Here is a 16,358-nt window from a genome sequence, read left to right on the forward strand (position 1 = left end):
AATGTCTTGTTTTGAAAAATGGACGGCCGGCTGTTCACTCATTGAAGATAAAATATGAATGAAGTTTTATGGTCTTTTTATTATTTATTTTTTTATTCAGAATTTACTTTAAAAAAGCGATTTTTGTAACATATAATTTTGTACCGATGTAGGATTTTAAAATCGAAAGGAAGATATGGAAGAACTGGAAATGCAGGTAAGTCAAATAGAACAATTGATAGCGAATGGTGATTTTGTTGGGCTGGAAGAATTTCTAAATGAATTGAATATTTCTGAGGTAGAGGAGTTGATTGATGAGCTGCCCGAACATGGTTCACTCTTTATAGAATCCTTAAATTTGAACCGCGCTGTAAACGTTTTTCGGATCCTTGATTTTCCCACCCAAAATCGAATTTTTAAAAGGCTTTCTAAAGCTAAAATAAGTGCTTTAATTAACGAATTACCACCTGATGATCGGACCTCTTTTTTCTCCGAAATGAAGGATGATATAAAGCATTTAATATTGCTCCTGCCACCAAAGGATAGGGTGGAAGCTTTAGCTTTATTAGGCTATCCCGAAGATAGTGTCGGGCGCTTGATGACTCCAGATTATATTACTGTAAAAGCACATTGGAGTATCGAAAGAATACTGGGGCATATTCGTCGATATGGAAAGGATTCTGAGACTATAGATGTGCTTTATGTCATAGATTCAAATGGTAAATTGATTGACGATATTCGTATCAAAGATGTGCTGATGGCAGAGCCCGAAACAATTGTAGGCGATCTCATAGATTATCGATTAATTTCTTTGAATGCCTATGACCCGCAGGAGGAGGCAATTAATATTTTCCGTATGAATAATAGGGTTGCGCTTCCGGTTGTCGATGGACAGGGGGTGATGCTTGGGATCATTACAGTTGATGATATCTTGTGGGTGGCGAATGAAGAGTATACCGAGGATATGCAACGTATCGGTGGTACAGAGGCTTTGGATGAACCCTATTTGGATGTTTCCATCAAAAATCTTGTTAAGAAACGCGCGGGCTGGTTGATTGTTTTATTTCTAGGGCAATTATTGACAGCAACGGTCATCGAACATTTTGAGGAGCAAATGGCGAGTGCAATCATGTTATTTGCGTTAATGCCGGTGATTATTTCCAGTGGTGGTAATAGCGGTTCGCAAGCTTCTACATTAATTATACAAGCGATGGCATTAGGGGAGGTAACTCTTTCGGATTGGTGGCGCGTAATGCGAAGGGAGATATTGTCTGGTCTATTGCTTGGGCTTATCCTGGGTGCCCTTGGTTTTTTGAGGATCATGGCCTGGCAGTCCTTTGCGCATAGTTATGGTGAATACTGGGTACTGGTTGCTTTGGTGATTTCCTTGTCCTTGATAGGTGTTGTCCTTTGGGGCTCGCTTATGGGATCTATGCTTCCTTTTGTAATGAAGAGGTTAGGTGCCGACCCTGCGAGTTCATCAGCACCATTTGTATCAACTCTTGTGGATGTTACAGGTCTTTTAATATATTTTACCGTAGCCACACTAATTCTCAAAGGAGTATTACTTTAATCCGTACGTTTAGGGTTGATTTGTTTAGGGAATCGGACGAATAATTCCTACTAGTATTTAGGTAAAAGAAGAATTATGCTGTTAGCGTTGCTTAAAGAAGGTTTTTAGTGAGGACAGGATAAAAGAAAAAATAAATTATTCTAGTTGGATTTTAGGAAGTTGTAAAAAATGTGTTCAAAAAATTTGTAGTATTCTAATAATCTTCCGATACTTGCATCACGGAAACGCGATAGGGTCTCCGGAAAAATTGAAGAAAACATTCCTGAATAGCTCAGCAGGTTAGAGCATCTGACTGTTAATCAGAGGGTCGCTGGTTCGAGCCCAGCTTCAGGAGCAATTTAATAACTTACATAACCGGAGTTTTTAAAAGTATTCAATTTTTCATTCCTGAATAGCTCAGCCGGTTAGAGCATCTGACTGTTAATCAGAGGGTCGCTGGTTCGAGCCCAGCTTCAGGAGCAACAAGCAAATGACAAAATTATTTGCGAATAATATAAAAATGTACTATTTTTGTGCATTCAATGAGAAAGGAGTTTCTCGGAAGATTAAAAATTCCTGAATAGCTCAGCAGGTTAGAGCATCTGACTGTTAATCAGAGGGTCGCTGGTTCGAGCCCAGCTTCAGGAGCAATATTGAAACCGGCTTTATGCCGGTTTTTTTGTTTACCATGCTTATTAAAAAACTATGAGTTTAGTAATTATTGGTACGGTGGCTTTTGATACAATTGAAACACCGTTCGGTAAAACTGACAAAATTCTAGGTGGTGCCGGTACTTTTGCGAGTTTAGCGGCGTCCTATTTATGTGATCAAATCAAATTGGTCAGTGTTATTGGAGAAGATTTTGGAAGCCGTAATCTTGCTGTTATAAAGGATCGTGGCATCGATGTATCGGGTGTTCAGATTGTTCCAGGAGGACAAACGTTTTCGTGGTCTGGAAGATATCACAATGATATGAATAGTCGGGATACGCTAGCAACGGACTTAAATGTATTGGCGGATTTCGACCCAATTATTCCTGATAGCTATCAAGATTGCGAATATCTTTTATTAGGCAATCTAACTCCACAAGTACAATTAACAACCTTGGCCCGCCTGAAAAGGAAACCAAAACTCGTTGTGCTGGACACGATGAATTATTGGATGAATGTTGCTCTGGATGATTTAAAGAAAGTTCTCCAAAAGGTGGATGTCTTGACGATCAATGATGCTGAGGCTAGACAACTATCCGGTGAATATTCATTGGTTAAAGCTGCAAAAGTTATTTTGGCTATGGGACCAAAATATTTGATTATAAAAAAAGGTGAGCATGGGGCATTGCTTTTTGGTGAGAATCAGATTTTTTCTGCTCCAGCTTTGCCTTTGGCGGATGTATTTGATCCGACAGGTGCAGGAGACTCATTTGCCGGTGGATTTATTGGTTATTTAGCCAAAGTAAAGAGCCTAAATTTTACCAATATGAAGAATGCACTGATCTTTGGATCCGCACTGGCTTCTTTTTGCGTAGAAAAGTTCGGTACAGATCGTCTCGTGGATCTTACCGAGGAAGATATACAGAAGCGTCTCAATGCTTTTGTCGCACTGTCTCAATTTAATCTATAGATTTTTATTAACTTTTCAGGATTCCGACAACCTGAAATTTTGAAAATACACTGTCTGAATGAGGAGCGTCTTTAAGCTCCTCAGTTAGATCTTGGCCTGCCCAATGCTCATAGTGCATGCCATTTTTCCAAAGTCTACTTTCACTCACATCATAAATATAGCCGCTGTAAGCAACCCAGATCTGGGGCTTATCCTGACCATTCCGCAATGCGAGCTGACTCTTGCTATATTCGGGTAATCCTTCTATTGTCATCACGATCTATAAGAAGGCGAAGATAGAAAAAACTAAGCTACTTTATAAGCTGATAGTGATCGTTTCATTAATTTCCGGGCAACATGTATCCTCGTCTTTACAGTTCCAATAGGGATGTTTAAATGCTCTGATATCTCATGGTATTTAAATCCTTCGAAATAGAGTGAAAAGGGAATGTAGTATTCTTCTGAAAGATTGGATAGTGCTTCGTGAATATCTTCCATAACGAACTTACTTTCACCCTGATTGCTTGAAGCGGATATCAATAGGTTGGAATTGGAGATGTCTTCATCTTTTGTTATGAAGGAATTGGTTTTTACGATCCGCCTATAGTTGTTTATAAACGTATTTTTCATGATGGTATAAAGCCATCCTTTTAGGTTAGTCCCTTCTTTGAAATTTTTGAAATAGGTTACAGCTTTAAGGATAGTATCCTGTACGAGGTCGTTAGCATCCTCATAATCGCTGGTGAAATTTCTGGCGTAGAGTTTTAATGAGTCTGATTGCTCAATAACCATGGTGTCAAATTCATTCTTTGTCATAGCTTAATGAATTATAACTGTTCTTTTTAAGAAACAGTAAGTTTATAAAATGCGGTTCATTAAGTATGAGGCAAATAATGCGCCAAAATCGAAAGGAATGGATTTCTTAATGTAATTTTAAGATTCTTTTAAGAAGTGCAATCGTGTGCGTATTTTAACCCTGAGTAAATAGGATTAGTTTTAAATGATGTTGAGGCGAAGTGGGGCCATATTATTTTATCTTGAGTTTCAAATATGCGCAAATGTTTTTTTTTGAATCTTTACAATAAATTAACTTCGCGTTCGAGTATAATTCCAAATTTGTCCTGTACATCTTTAATAATCTGGACAGAAAGGTCATAGATTTCCTGACCAGTAGCGTTTTGTCTATTTATTAGTACAAGCGCTTGATTTTTCCAGACACCGGCTTGACCATATTCTTTTCCTTTCCAACCACACTGTTCTATTAACCAACCCGCCGCTAGTTTTGTTTGCTGATCGGGCATTGGATAATGTGGGATTGTTGGGTACAAAGCCGTTAATCGTTCAAAGTTGTCTGCGGAGATCACCGGATTTTTAAAAAAACTTCCCGCGTTGCCAACGGTACTTGGATCCGGTAATTTTTCTACTCTAATTTTTGATACAACAGTAGCAATATCGGCAATAGTGGGGTGGGCTATATTTTCTTTAATTAGCTCTGTTTCGATAGCACCATAGCTTGTATTAATATTAGGGGTAAGACTAAGTTTGTAGGACACTTCTGTAATAATAAAACGTCCTTTGTGTTCAGTCTTAAAAATACTGTCTCGATAGGAGAAATTGCAGTCTTCTTTTTTGAATGTTTTAAATGTACCCAGTGTGGTGTCAAATGCTTCACACTCGTGAAAAACATACATTAATTCAGTGCCATAGGCACCAATATTCTGTACGGGGGATGCGCCGACGGTACCCGGAATAAGGGCCATATTCTCTATTCCAGCGTAATTATGCTCAATACAATGCCAAACGAAGTCATTCCAAACCTCTCCAGCTTTTGCTGTAACATACACGTGATCCGATTCAATTTTTGACTGTATACCCTTGCTAGCCATTCGGATAATGTATCCTTCAAAGGGCTTAGTGAACAAGATATTGCTACCAGCGCCAAGAACAAAGAAGTTTTCTTTGAAAATTCCTTGTTTAAAAATTTCGGTCAGTGTTTCATTGTCATTCACTTCGATTAAGAAATTTGTCTTTTCCTCTATTCCAAATGTATTGAAAGGTTTCAAAGATATATTCGATTGAATGTTTAATTTCATATTGACTTTAATTTTCAGAAATTCAAAAAAATCAGCTATCTTTAGCATGATAATCGGTAAAGATAGTATAAACCGTTTATTTAACGATAAAAAATATAAGTTTAATGGGTAATGCAGATGTAAAAAGGATCAAAATTCTAGAAGCTGCAACAAGGCGCTTTGCACACTTTGGAATGGCTAAAACCACGATGTCGGAGATAGCTAAAGATCTTAATTTTTCGAAAGCGCTGCTTTATTATTATTTTCCCGATAAAAACAGTTTGTATTCTGCTGTTTTTGAGTATGTTATTGATAAAATGATTGAAGAGATCGAGGCGGTTATCGATAAAGGTGGCAACTTTGAAGAAATCATGATGTACTCTATTGATATGCGTGTCAAGGCAATCAATCAATACTACAATTTATTCGAATATACCATGAAAATGGTTAAAGAGCTTCCGGATGAATTGGAGCAGGTATTCAAAGAATCTTATTTACGTGAGGTTGAAATCATTGAAAAAATTCTTAAGATTGGTATAGATGCTGGGGAGATTCGGGTAGATGATCTGAACGAGACGGCTCGTATTTTATTGTATTCGTTATTTGGCATGCGTATGGGGATATTGAAAGATATGAAAAATATGCTGTTTCCAACCAAAGAAGAATTTGATCATATTCTCAGTTTGCAAAAGAAAATGATGAAAATCTTCTTGAATGGATTGCGTTATCAACGTAGTTAAATCGACATTGACTTTATATGTGCGATGATCTGCTTAGCGTGGATACGTGAATTTTCAATAAACCAAAGATGGGTATTTAATCCTCCACAGACTACACCTGCTAAATATAGACCTTTAATATTGGTTTCCATCGTCTGTTCGTTGTGATGGGGGATACAGGGTGTCTGGCTTGGGATATCAATTCCTACCTTGCTTAGAAAGTCAAAATTTGGCCGATATCCAGTCAGCGCAAGTACAAAATCATTTTCTATCTCAATGATGCCTGTCGATGTTTGGATAGTGGCGCTCGTTTCGGTAACCGATGTTAATTCACTGTTGTAAAGTACATCGATTTCCCCAGCGGCAATTCTATTCTCAATGTCCGGTTTGACCCAATATTTTACCCTTGGGCTGATTTCATTACTCCGAATCACTAAGGTAACCTTTGCTCCTTTACGAAATGTTTCCAAAGCAGCATCTATGGATGAATTGCTTGCTCCTACGACAATTACCTTTTGACCACTATAGTAATGAGGATCATCATAGTAGTGTCTCACCTTGTTAAGTTCTTCCCCAGGGATATCGAGTAGCATGGGGATGTCATAAAAGCCAGTAGCAATGATAACTTTTCTTGTTGTGTAACTACGTTTGCTTGTTATGACATAAAAGTTTTCGGTCTCGTTTTTCTTGATATCCAGTACTTCTTCAAACAGGTGAGTATCCAATTCAAATTTCTGTTGAATGCGTCTGTAATATTCTAAGGCTTCCGTCCTTCGGGGCTTTGGATTAGTTGTTACAAAAGGGATATCCCCAATCTCCAGTCGCTCAGAGGAAGAAAAAAAGGTCATATTTTGGGGATAGTTATAGAGCGAATTGACTAAACATCCTTTTTCCAAAATGAGGTAGTTGAGATTGGCCTGTTTTGCTTCCAAGGCACAGGCTAGGCCGATAGGTCCTCCTCCAACGATAATGATGTCATAGGGGGCTGTTGTGTTTTCGCTCATAAATGTAAATTTCGCTAATTTTTAGAATAAACTAGCTTGCCAACTTAGATAATTCTGCTGCTTGTTCGGCAGCGCTTTTGTCATGGAGATCCTGAACAATCTTATTTAAGTCCTGTGCAATTTTATATAGGAACTCTAATTGCTCTTCCAGGAGCTTCCCATCAGCGGAATTGATGTCGCTGTTGTCAAAAAGATGATTAGATATCTCTATTTCCATAGGTGAAAATACTGCACTGGAATCTTGTGAATACAGTAATTGAATAGATTGATCCAAGCTGTTCAATATTTTTCTTATAGTCCTGACATGGTCTTTGTTGAGGTAATTGTTATCCATTTCATCCAAGTGATTCATCAGTGTAACAGAAAACGAAGCTAGAATATGATTGAATATCACAAATTTATTGACCTCTTTGCTGTATTTCTGTCTTTTTTTAGGTTCAGTCAGCATACGTTGAAAGGTAGATCCCATATTCGCGGTTTCGACATAAACGGCTTTTCTCGCTAATTTATAGTCAGTAATCGATGGGGCCTGTCCAGCAATTTCTTTTAATGCCTGGAAGATATAATTGTAATTGGCGATCAAAAGCTTTCGCATAGATTCCTTTACCTGCATACTCTCCCAATTCGGAAAAATAATATAACTGGATAGGAAAGCAATCATACCTCCGATGAATGTGTCCAAAATGCGTTCTTTGGTTACTTCCAAGGTGTTCGAGCTTACAAAGCTGAGCATGATTAATACGTAAGGGGTCATAAATAGAACAGCGACTACATAATTGACTCTAAATAAGCTATAGGCTGTCAGGAAGAAAAAGACCAGCAGCACGAATAGTATCGTTGGATCATGTATCGTCAATAGGATGACGGCGCCGATTAGCCCGCCGATGGTAGTTCCGATAAGACGTTGTATATTTCGCTCTTTTGTGAGACCAAAGCCTGGTTTCAGGATAACCATGATTGTCAGTAATATCCAATATACATTATTGGTGATATTGGTTGTCTCAAAAACATAATACGTGACTGACATAACGATTGCCATACGACAAGCATGTCTAAAGATTGTCGATTTGAAGGTAAGGTTTTCACGAAATTTCTTGAGGTCAATGGCAGAGCTTTGGACGAAACGTTTGGCGTCGTCAATTTCTTTCCTTTTGATATCGTCGGGTTGCAGGTGTGAATAGCCATAGATGTTTTTTATACGACGGACCAGGTCACGTAAATTGATCAGAACTTTACGCAATGCGAAGGTACTGTATTGATTTTCTTTGTCGAGCTGATCAATCTTAGCATGAAGACGTGTGAGGTCGCCATCGAAATCATATAGCGGTTTGGGTTGAATATTCGTGTTGAGCTGGTAGGCTAAATTATCGAGCTCGTTTGTATATTTTAAAATAACGTTCTTGAAATCATCTAGAATGCCCGTTGGGCCAAAGCGCTCGCTAATCGTATTGTAGTCATAGTGCGCAGCCATACTTTGTTCAAACAGATCAACAATATCATTAAAGATCAGTGTAAGGTAACGGCCTACTTTTGTTGTATCCTTAATAGATCTTTTACTTTGAAATAGTAGATCTCTAACGTTTTCCTGATGCTGATTTACTTCAACTTGTTTGTCAATCAGTTTAAGGTAATTTTTATCATTGTCAATTTTGGCATCATAAAAGTTTGCTTTTAGTCGAATATAATCTGCCACATAGCGAATGGTTTCTGCGAGTTCCTGTTCGGCTAATCGATAGGGACGTACTTGTGTGATGGAAAGGCTGATTGCAATATACCAAAGCCCGCCAAGTGTATAGAATCCTAGATAGTTAATCGCTTGGTCAAGAGGGTAGTGTATCTGTACGTGGATCAGCATCATCAGTATACACATCAAGCCTACATTGGCCGCCCGACCATTGAATACCGCAAACATTGCAAAGATAAAACAGGCTATTCCGATAAAAATAGCGAGGAGATATACATTTTGATTGACAAGATTGGTGAGGATAAATGTCAAAGTGGTCAGTATTGCTCCTGCAATCATACCTTTGCGTCTATGACTCGGAGCCCCCGGGGTGTCGGACAGTCCAACTAAAAGAGCTCCCAAAGATACAATGGTTCCATTGGTAAACTGTCCGATGGTAGCAAATATAAGGACAGGCACAATACATCCGATGGTGATCCGGAGTCCATCCGCAAAATATTGACTGTAGAAAAAACTTTTTATTTCTTGTGTCTGTTTCATAATGTATAGCACAAATATACGAGATAAGGCTATATTAGCCTGTGGTTTCCCGATTTGCTGTAATAATATACTAAAAACGAAAAATTACTAAATTTCATTAATATCTTTATAATATTTTGATGTTTTTTTTGATTAATTTATATTTTTTTATTTGTTTAAATATAATATTGCTATATTTGGCACATAGGGTAATTTCAGATATATTACAAAAACTCAAGAGTCACCTAAACTCTCTTGACCATTTTTCAAAGATTTAAATATGAAGCAAAGTAAAAATGAGGCCGTCTTTCAGGACGAGGTATTGACACGCTTTGAACTTTTTAAAAGTTTGTTTTTAACATTACCATTTCAACGTGTTAAAGATACAGGTACTTTATTGCCATTTTTTGCAAAGCAGTGCGAGAAGGGTGTTGACCAACATTTGACTCCAGATGAGATTATAAAGAGTTTTTTTGATCAGCATGAAGAGTTCTCTTCGGAAGAACAGCGTATTGACTTACTATTTCGTTTTGTCCAATATATAGAACGTCAGGTTGTATTATTTGATGCAATAGAGGATTCGTCATTTCAAATGGTCGGCCGTGGTGATGATGAAAATGTCTTGGGGGCATTGATCAAGAACGCTGAAGGGAATGGTGATATGCGACGAAAAATCGTTTCCAAATTAAAAGATTTCTCCGTTCGTCTTGTACTTACCGCTCACCCCACTCAATTTTATCCTGGACCAGTATTGGGGATTATTAATGATCTGATCGATGCAATAAAGACCAATGATATCCATAGTATACATTTATTGTTACAGCAGTTAGGTAAAACACCATTTATCAATAAAAATAAGCCTACACCGGTGGACGAGGCAGCAAGTTTAGCTTGGTTTTTGGAAAATGTATTTTATAAGGTAGCTTCCGAGATCCAGTCTTTCATTGACGATGAATTGGATGTTAATACTGAAGAGGTAAAACAGCTTATCGAATTGGGCTTTTGGCCAGGGGGAGACCGTGATGGAAATCCGAATGTAAGCGTTGAAAGCACCAAGAAAGTAGCCGCTTTATTGCGTACTATTTTGTTTAGATGTTATTACCGCGATTTCCGTATTGTAAGACGTCGTATTACATTCAGAGGTGTCGAGGAATATATGGAGAACTTGCAGACCCTGTTTTACGAAAATAGCTTTAACCCTGTCGAACATCCAGAAGATGAAACCGACAATATCATTACGAATTTAAAGGCGATCAAAAACGTATTGGAAGAATATCACAATGGTCTCTTTGTTGAGATTGTTGATGATTTGCTTCGTAAAGTAATGACATTCGGTTGTTTTTTCACGACTTTAGATATCAGACAAGATAGCCGTATACTACGTGATGCAACAGATTATTTGATTCAACAAAATCAGGAAGCTACTGGTGTTCCATTAAATTACTTGGAACTGAATGAAGCTGATAAACAGAAAGCGTTGAAGTTTAAGGAACTGGATTTAAGTGTCGGAGATGATGCGGATCCATTGACAAAAGATACATCTGGTGTGATTAAATTGCTCAAGGAAATTCAACGGTCGGGTTCTGAGCGTGCTGCACAGCGTTTTATTATTAGTAATTGTCAGCAAGCAAGTGATATTTTGGGATTGCGTCAGTTGTTTTTGTGGTCTGGTTGGAAGAAAGATGCATTAACAATAGATTTCGTACCTCTATTTGAAACAGTGGATGATTTGACCAGAGCTGCCGATGTCATGAAAACGCTCTATAGCAACAAAGAATATAAGGCACATCTGAAACGCAGAGGAAACAAGCAGACCATTATGCTGGGCTATTCGGATAGTACAAAAGATGGTGGTTACCTAATGGCAAACTGGTCAATCTATAGAGCAAAAATAGAGTTGACGGCCATCTCCCGCGAATACGATGTTGATCTTGTCTTTTTTGATGGACGTGGTGGACCTCCGGCACGTGGAGGAGGTAAAACACAACGCTTTTATGCTTCCATGGGTAAGGAAATTGCCAATGATCATATTCAATTAACGATACAGGGACAGACGATCAGTAGCCAATACGGCTCCTTGGATACGGCTCGATTTAATATAGAGCAGCTCCTACATGCGGGTATTATCTCTGATTTAAAACAACGGGTAGGTGACACGCTGACCAAACATCAGCAAGAAATTATTGATAAATTGGCCGAATTGAGCCATCATAAATTTATGGATCTTCGTACCAATAAGTTATTCCTGCCTTATCTGGAAACGATGTCTCCGTTGAAAGCACTTTCATCCATCAATATTTCAAGCCGACCTGTAAAAAGGAATTCAGGACGGGAATTACGCCTCGAAGATCTACGTGCGATCAGTTTCGTTACTTCGTGGAGTCAGTTGAAGCAAAATATCCCTGGGTTTTACGGGGTTGGGACAGCTTTACAGTGGGCCGAGAAGAATAATCTATGGAAAGATGTACAACAATTGTATGTTTCTTCGGGATTCTTCCAGACCTTGATCGACAACTGTATGATGTCCATGACCAAATCTAATTTTGATATCACAGCTTACATGAAGGAAGATAAGGTGTATGGTGAATTTTGGAAAAATCTTCATGCGGAATATCAGATTACCAAAGAGTATCTGTTAAAGCTCAGTGGGACATCTAAATTGATGGAGAACTATCCTGTAGACCGTGAGTCAATTTTGGCGCGAGAAGGCATCGTATTGCCTTTGTTGGTGATTCAACATTATGCAATTCGTGCACTCAATTCCGATAAACTGGATGAGGCACAACGGGAGGATTATTCAAAGTTGATCGCACGGACAATATTCGGTGTCATCAATGCAGGAAGGAATGTTGCGTAATTTTTGTTTCTTTTCGCGGATTGGGTTTCGCAGAAAGTATATTTTATCTACTTTTGTATAGTTAACAAAATTGATATGAAGATTAATAAGTTATTTATTGTAGCTGCTTGTGCGAGTACTGTATTTGCGTCTTGTGGTGAAACAGCTGCAAATAGACAGCGTCAATATGCCAATGCATCTCTAGCAGATGGTGATGCTTTTGCAATGATTAAATTCGTTGGTGAGGAAGGTAACTATTTAGTAAACCTTGCTGATGTAGCGGCAAAACAATCAACTTCAACAGAAGTTAAGAATGTAGCGGCTAAAATTAAAGAAGCTTATGCGACCGTATTGCCTGAGTTGGATGGTTTGGCAAAAGAGTTACATGTAGGTGATGCACAACGCGGTGTACCTGCGTTTCAAACTCCGGCTTCAATCGGATCAGATAGCACTGCTGCATTCAATGATAAAGCTTTTTTAGCATTGGTTCTTGAAAAACAAGGTGAGATCAATAGCAGATTAACCCGTGAAGAACATAACACCAATCATAGTGTTATTCATGTTTCCGAGGAATCTTTGAAAAAAGTTGAAGAAATCTATAAATTGGCTGGTGGAAAAGTGGAAGGCCACGGTCACCACTAAATAGCAACTTATATAGGAAGAAAAGGAATATTCGGTTAGCTGAATATTCCTTTTTTTTTCTGAAAATGGCTGTTTTTATTGATTCGTATTCTTTCTTTGAGGTATCAATGCGCTCGCCACACTCCGTTTATAGACCAGAGAGCACCTTCAGTCTATTTTCATAGGTGTCGGAGCCTGTGAAGCATGAAGGATTTATACTGTCGTTTCCTTGTCATTCTTTATAGATAATTGAATGGTTTATAAATAACAGCAAATAAGACCGCTGAGAAGATGATAAAACCATACTGCTGGGTGTTTATATTGGGATTTTGCAAGATATTTCTGAACGCCATTTTAAGCGCTGTAATTCGAAATAGGTTTTATTTTTGGGATGAAATAGATGCGGTTTTTCATAAAAATAGGGGAGTCAAAAAGAGAAATAATTTGTTGAGTTGTTAAATTAATAATAACTTAACATTACTATAATACAGTTATTAATAACTGTGGTTATTTTAGCATGATTTAATCAAATAATAGATAAGAAACAATATAACGTGAGATACGCTGCTATAGACATAGGCTCCAATGCGGTCCGTCTTTTGATCGCTGATATCATTGGCCAAAAGGATCAATACAATTTTAAAAAAAATACGCTTTTACGGGTTCCTTTACGCCTGGGCGATGATGCATTCATTCAACAGGAAATTTCTCCCAGAAAGGCAGAGAGCTTGATAAAAACGATGAAGGCATTTCGCGAATTGATGGATGTTTATCATGTTGAAGACTATATGGCCTGTGCAACGTCTGCGATGCGTGATGCTAAAAATGGTGCTGATATTGTTGCGGAAGTCAAGAAAAACGGAATCAATATAGATATTATAGAAGGAGCGAAGGAAGCTGAAATTATTTACAACAGCCATTGGGATAATAAGATGGAAAAAGACAAGGTATATCTTTATATCGATGTAGGTGGTGGTAGCACCGAATTGTCTTTATTTGCGAATGGTGTACTGGTGAATTCAAGATCCTTTAATTTAGGGACAATACGTATTTTGGATAATCAGGATAAAGCAGAAACTTGGGATGAACTTAAAGAGTGGGTTCGAAGCAACACACATATGTATAAACAGGTCATCGGGATAGGAACCGGTGGTAACATCAATAAATTGGCCCGGTTGTCCAATGAGAAATTGGATAAGCCATTGTCTTATGCAAAATTGAAAGCGGTGTATGAACATTTATCGTCTTTCTCTTTAAAGGAACGTATTATTTTACTAGGTCTTAATGAAGATAGAGCGGATGTAATTATCCCTGCTAGTGAGATTTTTCTGACGATTATGAAATATGGTCGTCTAAAACAAATCATTGTTCCCCGTGTAGGTTTGGTCGATGGTGTAATTAGAACCTTGATCAATAGGAATTTAGTGAAATAAAGTATTAAAAAGCATTTTTCACCTTGCAAAAGAAGGAAAAATCTTTATTTTTGTGATACCAAAGGCGAATATGAGCCCAGGTGGCGAAATTGGTAGACGCACCATCTTGAGGGGGTGGCGCTCGTATGGGCGTGGCAGTTCGAATCTGCTCCTGGGCACTTAAAAAAAAGCCAAATCTTTAAATTAAGATTTGGCTTTTTTTATTGACTATATAGTCTTTTTATTATGAATGAGTAAACTCTTTAAAATCTTATCCTTCACTGATTTCTTTGAGAATTTGTAAAGCTTTTGGCCACGATTCGTCAAAATATTCAATATACTCTTCATTGGTGTCCACGTCGACCTTTAATAATGTTTTGTCATCAAGATCTGTAAAAGTATAGTTCTCCAGTGAGCCAGCCCAGCCTTCGACAGCCGGTCCTTCGGTAATCTCTTTACCTTTGTCCAATATACCGTAGTGACGAATAGATATGTATTTATTTGGAATATTTTCGGCTATCTCTGCTACCATACCTTCTTTTTCACCATCTTTATTGATGCCTGTAAAAAAAATCTTGGAACCTTTTTCCCAGCTACCCTCAAAGTCAGAAGTTGGGTTAAAGGCGGCTGTCCACTTTTTGTAGGTTTCTTTATCGAGCATTGTCTTAAATACATGATCAACAGGGGAATCGATCGTGATCTGATAATTCATTTTTTTCATGATCTTATTGTTTTGGGAAGTTAGGATCTGCTTTTACTTCTTCAATCTGTTTGGTATGTCGGGCACAATGTGCCGCTATAAACATCAAGCCTTGGTAACCATCCACGACGCCTGTCGGATAATCGTTGATATGGTTGCGGAGGTCTTTAGCATCTGCTTTTTTTATGTAATCAATGACCGGTTGTCTTGCGGCCCGAAAATCAGCTAAAGCTGTTTTTGAGTCTTTGTATATACCGGTCGGTTGAAGTTCTTTGGGGGCCTGAAACTTATGACTTCGATCAGTAATTGTCGTTTTTAGATTGTCGTCAGTCATCTGGACCTCACTTTTTCTTTCCGGTTGAGGAGCTTTTGTCAACGATGCTTTTGCCATATCAAATATCATGCGTTCAGACAGTATAATGTGTTCCAGGCATTGGCTGATTGACCATTTGTCTGGGGCTGCCTTAAATTGTAGCTGAGCTTCACTAAGACCTGAGACTTGTTTTTCGAGTTCTTTGGTTGTCTGGTCGAAGTATTGCACTAAGGAATCAGTACCTTCTATCCCTTTTGTAAGTGGGGCTTGCTCGATTGCTTCGTTGTAGTTGTTATGACCTACACCTTGCTGAGGTACTGGGGTTGACGAAAGGAGTACTGCGCTGAGGCCCGCAATCGCTATCATGTTCATAATCTGGTTCATATTTATTTTTTTAAATTGTTAAATGTCACTTTCTCATTACAATTATAATACATTTTTGTTTTTTTATTCTTTTCATAAGGCAAGAAAATAACATCTTGAGCAGCGTATAATTAAAAATTACGTTTTTTGAAATAGCGAATCTAAAACTACCTGCGAAATGTTAAATTTACCTGTAGCAGGAATATGCTGGTTGGTATATGCATTGAATATCAACTTGCTGTTTGAGATTGCTAGATAACAGTATTCATTTTATATATCTTCAATTTTCAAACATTTTAATAAAATGTTTGAAAATTGAAGATATATAACTAACTTTAATTCAGATGAACAAAAAGGAACAGGTTAAGGAGCGGATTGGTCAGGCCGCAATGGAATGTTTTGAGCGATATGGTTTAGAGAAGACGACATTGGACGATATTGCGAAAGCCGTAGGATTGAACAAAACTTCGCTTTACTATTATTATAAGAACAAGGAAGATATTTTTATTGAAGTTGCGATTCGCGAAGGTGAGTCTTTTATAAATACATTGCAACAGAGTACCTTAAAGAAAAAAGGCGTGGAGAATCAGATCGGGTTCTATTTAGAATCGCGATTGAACTATTATACGAATGTGCTCAATATGAATAGGGTGTCGGTAGAATCGCTTGACAAGATTTTACCTCGTTTTTTTGAACTATATGATGCGATGATGGTGCAGGAAAAGGATTTTCTGACAAAGCTTTTGCTGCAGGCCATCGCTCAGGAGCATCTGGATATGGAAGATCCGGAAAATACTGCTTCTGTACTAATCAATTTTGCGAATGCATTAAAACATAGTACAGAGCAACAAGCGATCCTAAAGAAGCAAGTCGAGATCGACTATGCGCAAAGTCTTCGGGATACTAAATTTTTGGTTTCCTTGATTTTCAAGGGGATCAGAAAGCAAGGATGATAACCTGTCTCAGGGAATCATGGATGGGGTAA

14 protein-coding genes and 4 tRNA genes are annotated in these 16,358 nt (G+C 38.0%); 11 read left to right on the forward strand and 7 right to left on the reverse strand.

All coding sequences use genetic code 11. The features are described 5' to 3' along the window. Positions 1 to 175 precede the first annotated feature (175 nt). From mgtE to M2408_RS06775, 5 genes are all read left to right on the forward strand, one after another. Positions 176 to 1,552 carry a magnesium transporter gene (gene mgtE / locus M2408_RS06755; protein WP_259180350.1) on the forward strand — a complete coding sequence of 459 codons (1,377 nt, stop codon included), beginning with the start codon at positions 176 to 178 and terminating at the stop codon, positions 1,550 to 1,552. 260 nt (positions 1,553 to 1,812) lie between these two features. Further along, positions 1,813 to 1,886, forward strand: a tRNA-Asn gene (locus M2408_RS06760). 51 nt (positions 1,887 to 1,937) lie between these two features. Next, a tRNA-Asn gene (locus tag M2408_RS06765) sits at positions 1,938 to 2,011 on the forward strand. Between the two features lie 94 nt (positions 2,012 to 2,105). Then, positions 2,106 to 2,179 (forward strand) — tRNA-Asn (locus tag M2408_RS06770). Positions 2,180 to 2,236: 57 nt separating this feature from the next. Next, complete coding sequence (locus M2408_RS06775; RefSeq protein WP_259180351.1) at positions 2,237 to 3,151, forward strand: PfkB family carbohydrate kinase; 915 nt, start codon at positions 2,237 to 2,239, stop codon at positions 3,149 to 3,151. A 7-nt stretch (positions 3,152 to 3,158) separates the two neighbouring features. Here M2408_RS06775 and M2408_RS06780 read toward each other — a convergent pair whose 3' ends face one another. From M2408_RS06780 to murB, 3 genes are all read right to left on the reverse strand, one after another. Beyond that, the gene (locus tag M2408_RS06780; protein WP_259181124.1) at positions 3,159 to 3,404 is read right to left on the reverse strand and encodes a cytochrome b5 domain-containing protein; all 246 of its coding nucleotides are present in this window, start codon (positions 3,402 to 3,404) and stop codon (positions 3,159 to 3,161) included. 32 nt (positions 3,405 to 3,436) lie between these two features. Then, complete coding sequence (locus M2408_RS06785; protein WP_120260597.1) at positions 3,437 to 3,946, reverse strand: RNA polymerase sigma factor; 510 nt, start codon at positions 3,944 to 3,946, stop codon at positions 3,437 to 3,439. A 260-nt stretch (positions 3,947 to 4,206) separates the two neighbouring features. Beyond that, entirely contained in the window at positions 4,207 to 5,223 is a 1,017-nt protein-coding gene (gene murB / locus M2408_RS06790; protein ID WP_259180352.1) for a UDP-N-acetylmuramate dehydrogenase, read from the reverse strand. Positions 5,224 to 5,327: 104 nt separating this feature from the next. On the opposite strand from murB, the gene M2408_RS06795 reads away from it, so the two are divergent. Then, complete coding sequence (locus M2408_RS06795; RefSeq protein WP_259180353.1) at positions 5,328 to 5,942, forward strand: TetR/AcrR family transcriptional regulator; 615 nt, start codon at positions 5,328 to 5,330, stop codon at positions 5,940 to 5,942. Here M2408_RS06795 and M2408_RS06800 read toward each other — a convergent pair. Continuing rightward, positions 5,939 to 6,925, reverse strand: coding sequence for a YpdA family putative bacillithiol disulfide reductase (locus M2408_RS06800; protein ID WP_259180354.1), 987 nt, complete (start codon positions 6,923 to 6,925; stop codon positions 5,939 to 5,941). The two genes, M2408_RS06795 and M2408_RS06800, sit on opposite strands and share 4 nt — an antisense overlap. 31 nt (positions 6,926 to 6,956) lie before the next feature. Continuing rightward, positions 6,957 to 9,149 (reverse strand): FUSC family membrane protein, encoded by a 2,193-nt coding sequence (locus M2408_RS06805; protein ID WP_259180355.1) that lies wholly within the window; start codon positions 9,147 to 9,149, stop codon positions 6,957 to 6,959. Between the two features lie 259 nt (positions 9,150 to 9,408). Between M2408_RS06805 and M2408_RS06810 the strand changes: the two genes are divergently transcribed. The 4 genes from M2408_RS06810 to M2408_RS06825 all read left to right on the forward strand — a co-directional run bounded on the left by M2408_RS06810 (position 9,409) and on the right by M2408_RS06825 (position 14,176). Then, a complete protein-coding gene (locus M2408_RS06810) occupies positions 9,409 to 11,985 on the forward strand; it encodes a phosphoenolpyruvate carboxylase (protein WP_259180356.1) in 2,577 nt (858 codons plus the stop codon). A gap of 75 nt (positions 11,986 to 12,060) precedes the next feature. Further along, positions 12,061 to 12,606 carry a hypothetical protein gene (locus M2408_RS06815; protein WP_259180357.1) on the forward strand — a complete coding sequence of 182 codons (546 nt, stop codon included), beginning with the start codon at positions 12,061 to 12,063 and terminating at the stop codon, positions 12,604 to 12,606. A 533-nt stretch (positions 12,607 to 13,139) separates the two neighbouring features. After that, entirely contained in the window at positions 13,140 to 14,018 is an 879-nt protein-coding gene (locus M2408_RS06820) for an exopolyphosphatase (protein WP_120260602.1), read from the forward strand. A gap of 74 nt (positions 14,019 to 14,092) precedes the next feature. Continuing rightward, a tRNA-Leu gene (locus M2408_RS06825) sits at positions 14,093 to 14,176 on the forward strand. Positions 14,177 to 14,268: 92 nt separating this feature from the next. Here M2408_RS06825 and M2408_RS06830 read toward each other — a convergent pair. Next, positions 14,269 to 14,718, reverse strand: coding sequence for an SRPBCC domain-containing protein (locus M2408_RS06830; RefSeq protein ID WP_259180358.1), 450 nt, complete (start codon positions 14,716 to 14,718; stop codon positions 14,269 to 14,271). A gap of 4 nt (positions 14,719 to 14,722) precedes the next feature. Beyond that, positions 14,723 to 15,394, reverse strand: a complete 672-nt coding sequence (locus M2408_RS06835) for a DinB family protein (protein WP_259180359.1) — start codon at positions 15,392 to 15,394, stop codon at positions 14,723 to 14,725. Between the two features lie 323 nt (positions 15,395 to 15,717). Here M2408_RS06835 and M2408_RS06840 point away from each other — a divergent pair, with 323 nt between their 5' ends. Further along, on the forward strand, positions 15,718 to 16,326 hold the full coding sequence (locus M2408_RS06840; RefSeq protein WP_259180360.1) for a TetR/AcrR family transcriptional regulator: 609 nt from the start codon (positions 15,718 to 15,720) through the stop codon (positions 16,324 to 16,326). Positions 16,327 to 16,358: the final 32 nt, after the last annotated feature.

This window comes from Sphingobacterium sp. BIGb0165 (assembly GCF_024810095.1).
Lineage (GTDB): Bacteria > Bacteroidota > Bacteroidia > Sphingobacteriales > Sphingobacteriaceae > Sphingobacterium > Sphingobacterium detergens.

Bases quoted from the DNA above. Each gene is read 5' to 3' on its own strand.
- mgtE (WP_259180350.1), top strand. From the start codon at position 176: ATGGAAGAACTGGAAATGCAGGTAAGTCAAATAGAACAATTGATAGCG.
- M2408_RS06775 (WP_259180351.1), top strand. From the start codon at position 2,237: ATGAGTTTAGTAATTATTGGTACGGTGGCTTTTGATACAATTGAAACA.
- M2408_RS06780 (WP_259181124.1), bottom strand. From the start codon at position 3,404: ATGACAATAGAAGGATTACCCGAATATAGCAAGAGTCAGCTCGCATTG.
- M2408_RS06785 (WP_120260597.1), bottom strand. From the start codon at position 3,946: ATGACAAAGAATGAATTTGACACCATGGTTATTGAGCAATCAGACTCA.
- murB (WP_259180352.1), bottom strand. From the start codon at position 5,223: ATGAAATTAAACATTCAATCGAATATATCTTTGAAACCTTTCAATACA.
- M2408_RS06795 (WP_259180353.1), top strand. From the start codon at position 5,328: ATGGGTAATGCAGATGTAAAAAGGATCAAAATTCTAGAAGCTGCAACA.
- M2408_RS06800 (WP_259180354.1), bottom strand. From the start codon at position 6,925: ATGAGCGAAAACACAACAGCCCCCTATGACATCATTATCGTTGGAGGA.
- M2408_RS06805 (WP_259180355.1), bottom strand. From the start codon at position 9,149: ATGAAACAGACACAAGAAATAAAAAGTTTTTTCTACAGTCAATATTTT.
- M2408_RS06810 (WP_259180356.1), top strand. From the start codon at position 9,409: ATGAAGCAAAGTAAAAATGAGGCCGTCTTTCAGGACGAGGTATTGACA.
- M2408_RS06815 (WP_259180357.1), top strand. From the start codon at position 12,061: ATGAAGATTAATAAGTTATTTATTGTAGCTGCTTGTGCGAGTACTGTA.
- M2408_RS06830 (WP_259180358.1), bottom strand. From the start codon at position 14,718: ATGAAAAAAATGAATTATCAGATCACGATCGATTCCCCTGTTGATCAT.
- M2408_RS06835 (WP_259180359.1), bottom strand. From the start codon at position 15,394: ATGAACCAGATTATGAACATGATAGCGATTGCGGGCCTCAGCGCAGTA.
- M2408_RS06840 (WP_259180360.1), top strand. From the start codon at position 15,718: ATGAACAAAAAGGAACAGGTTAAGGAGCGGATTGGTCAGGCCGCAATG.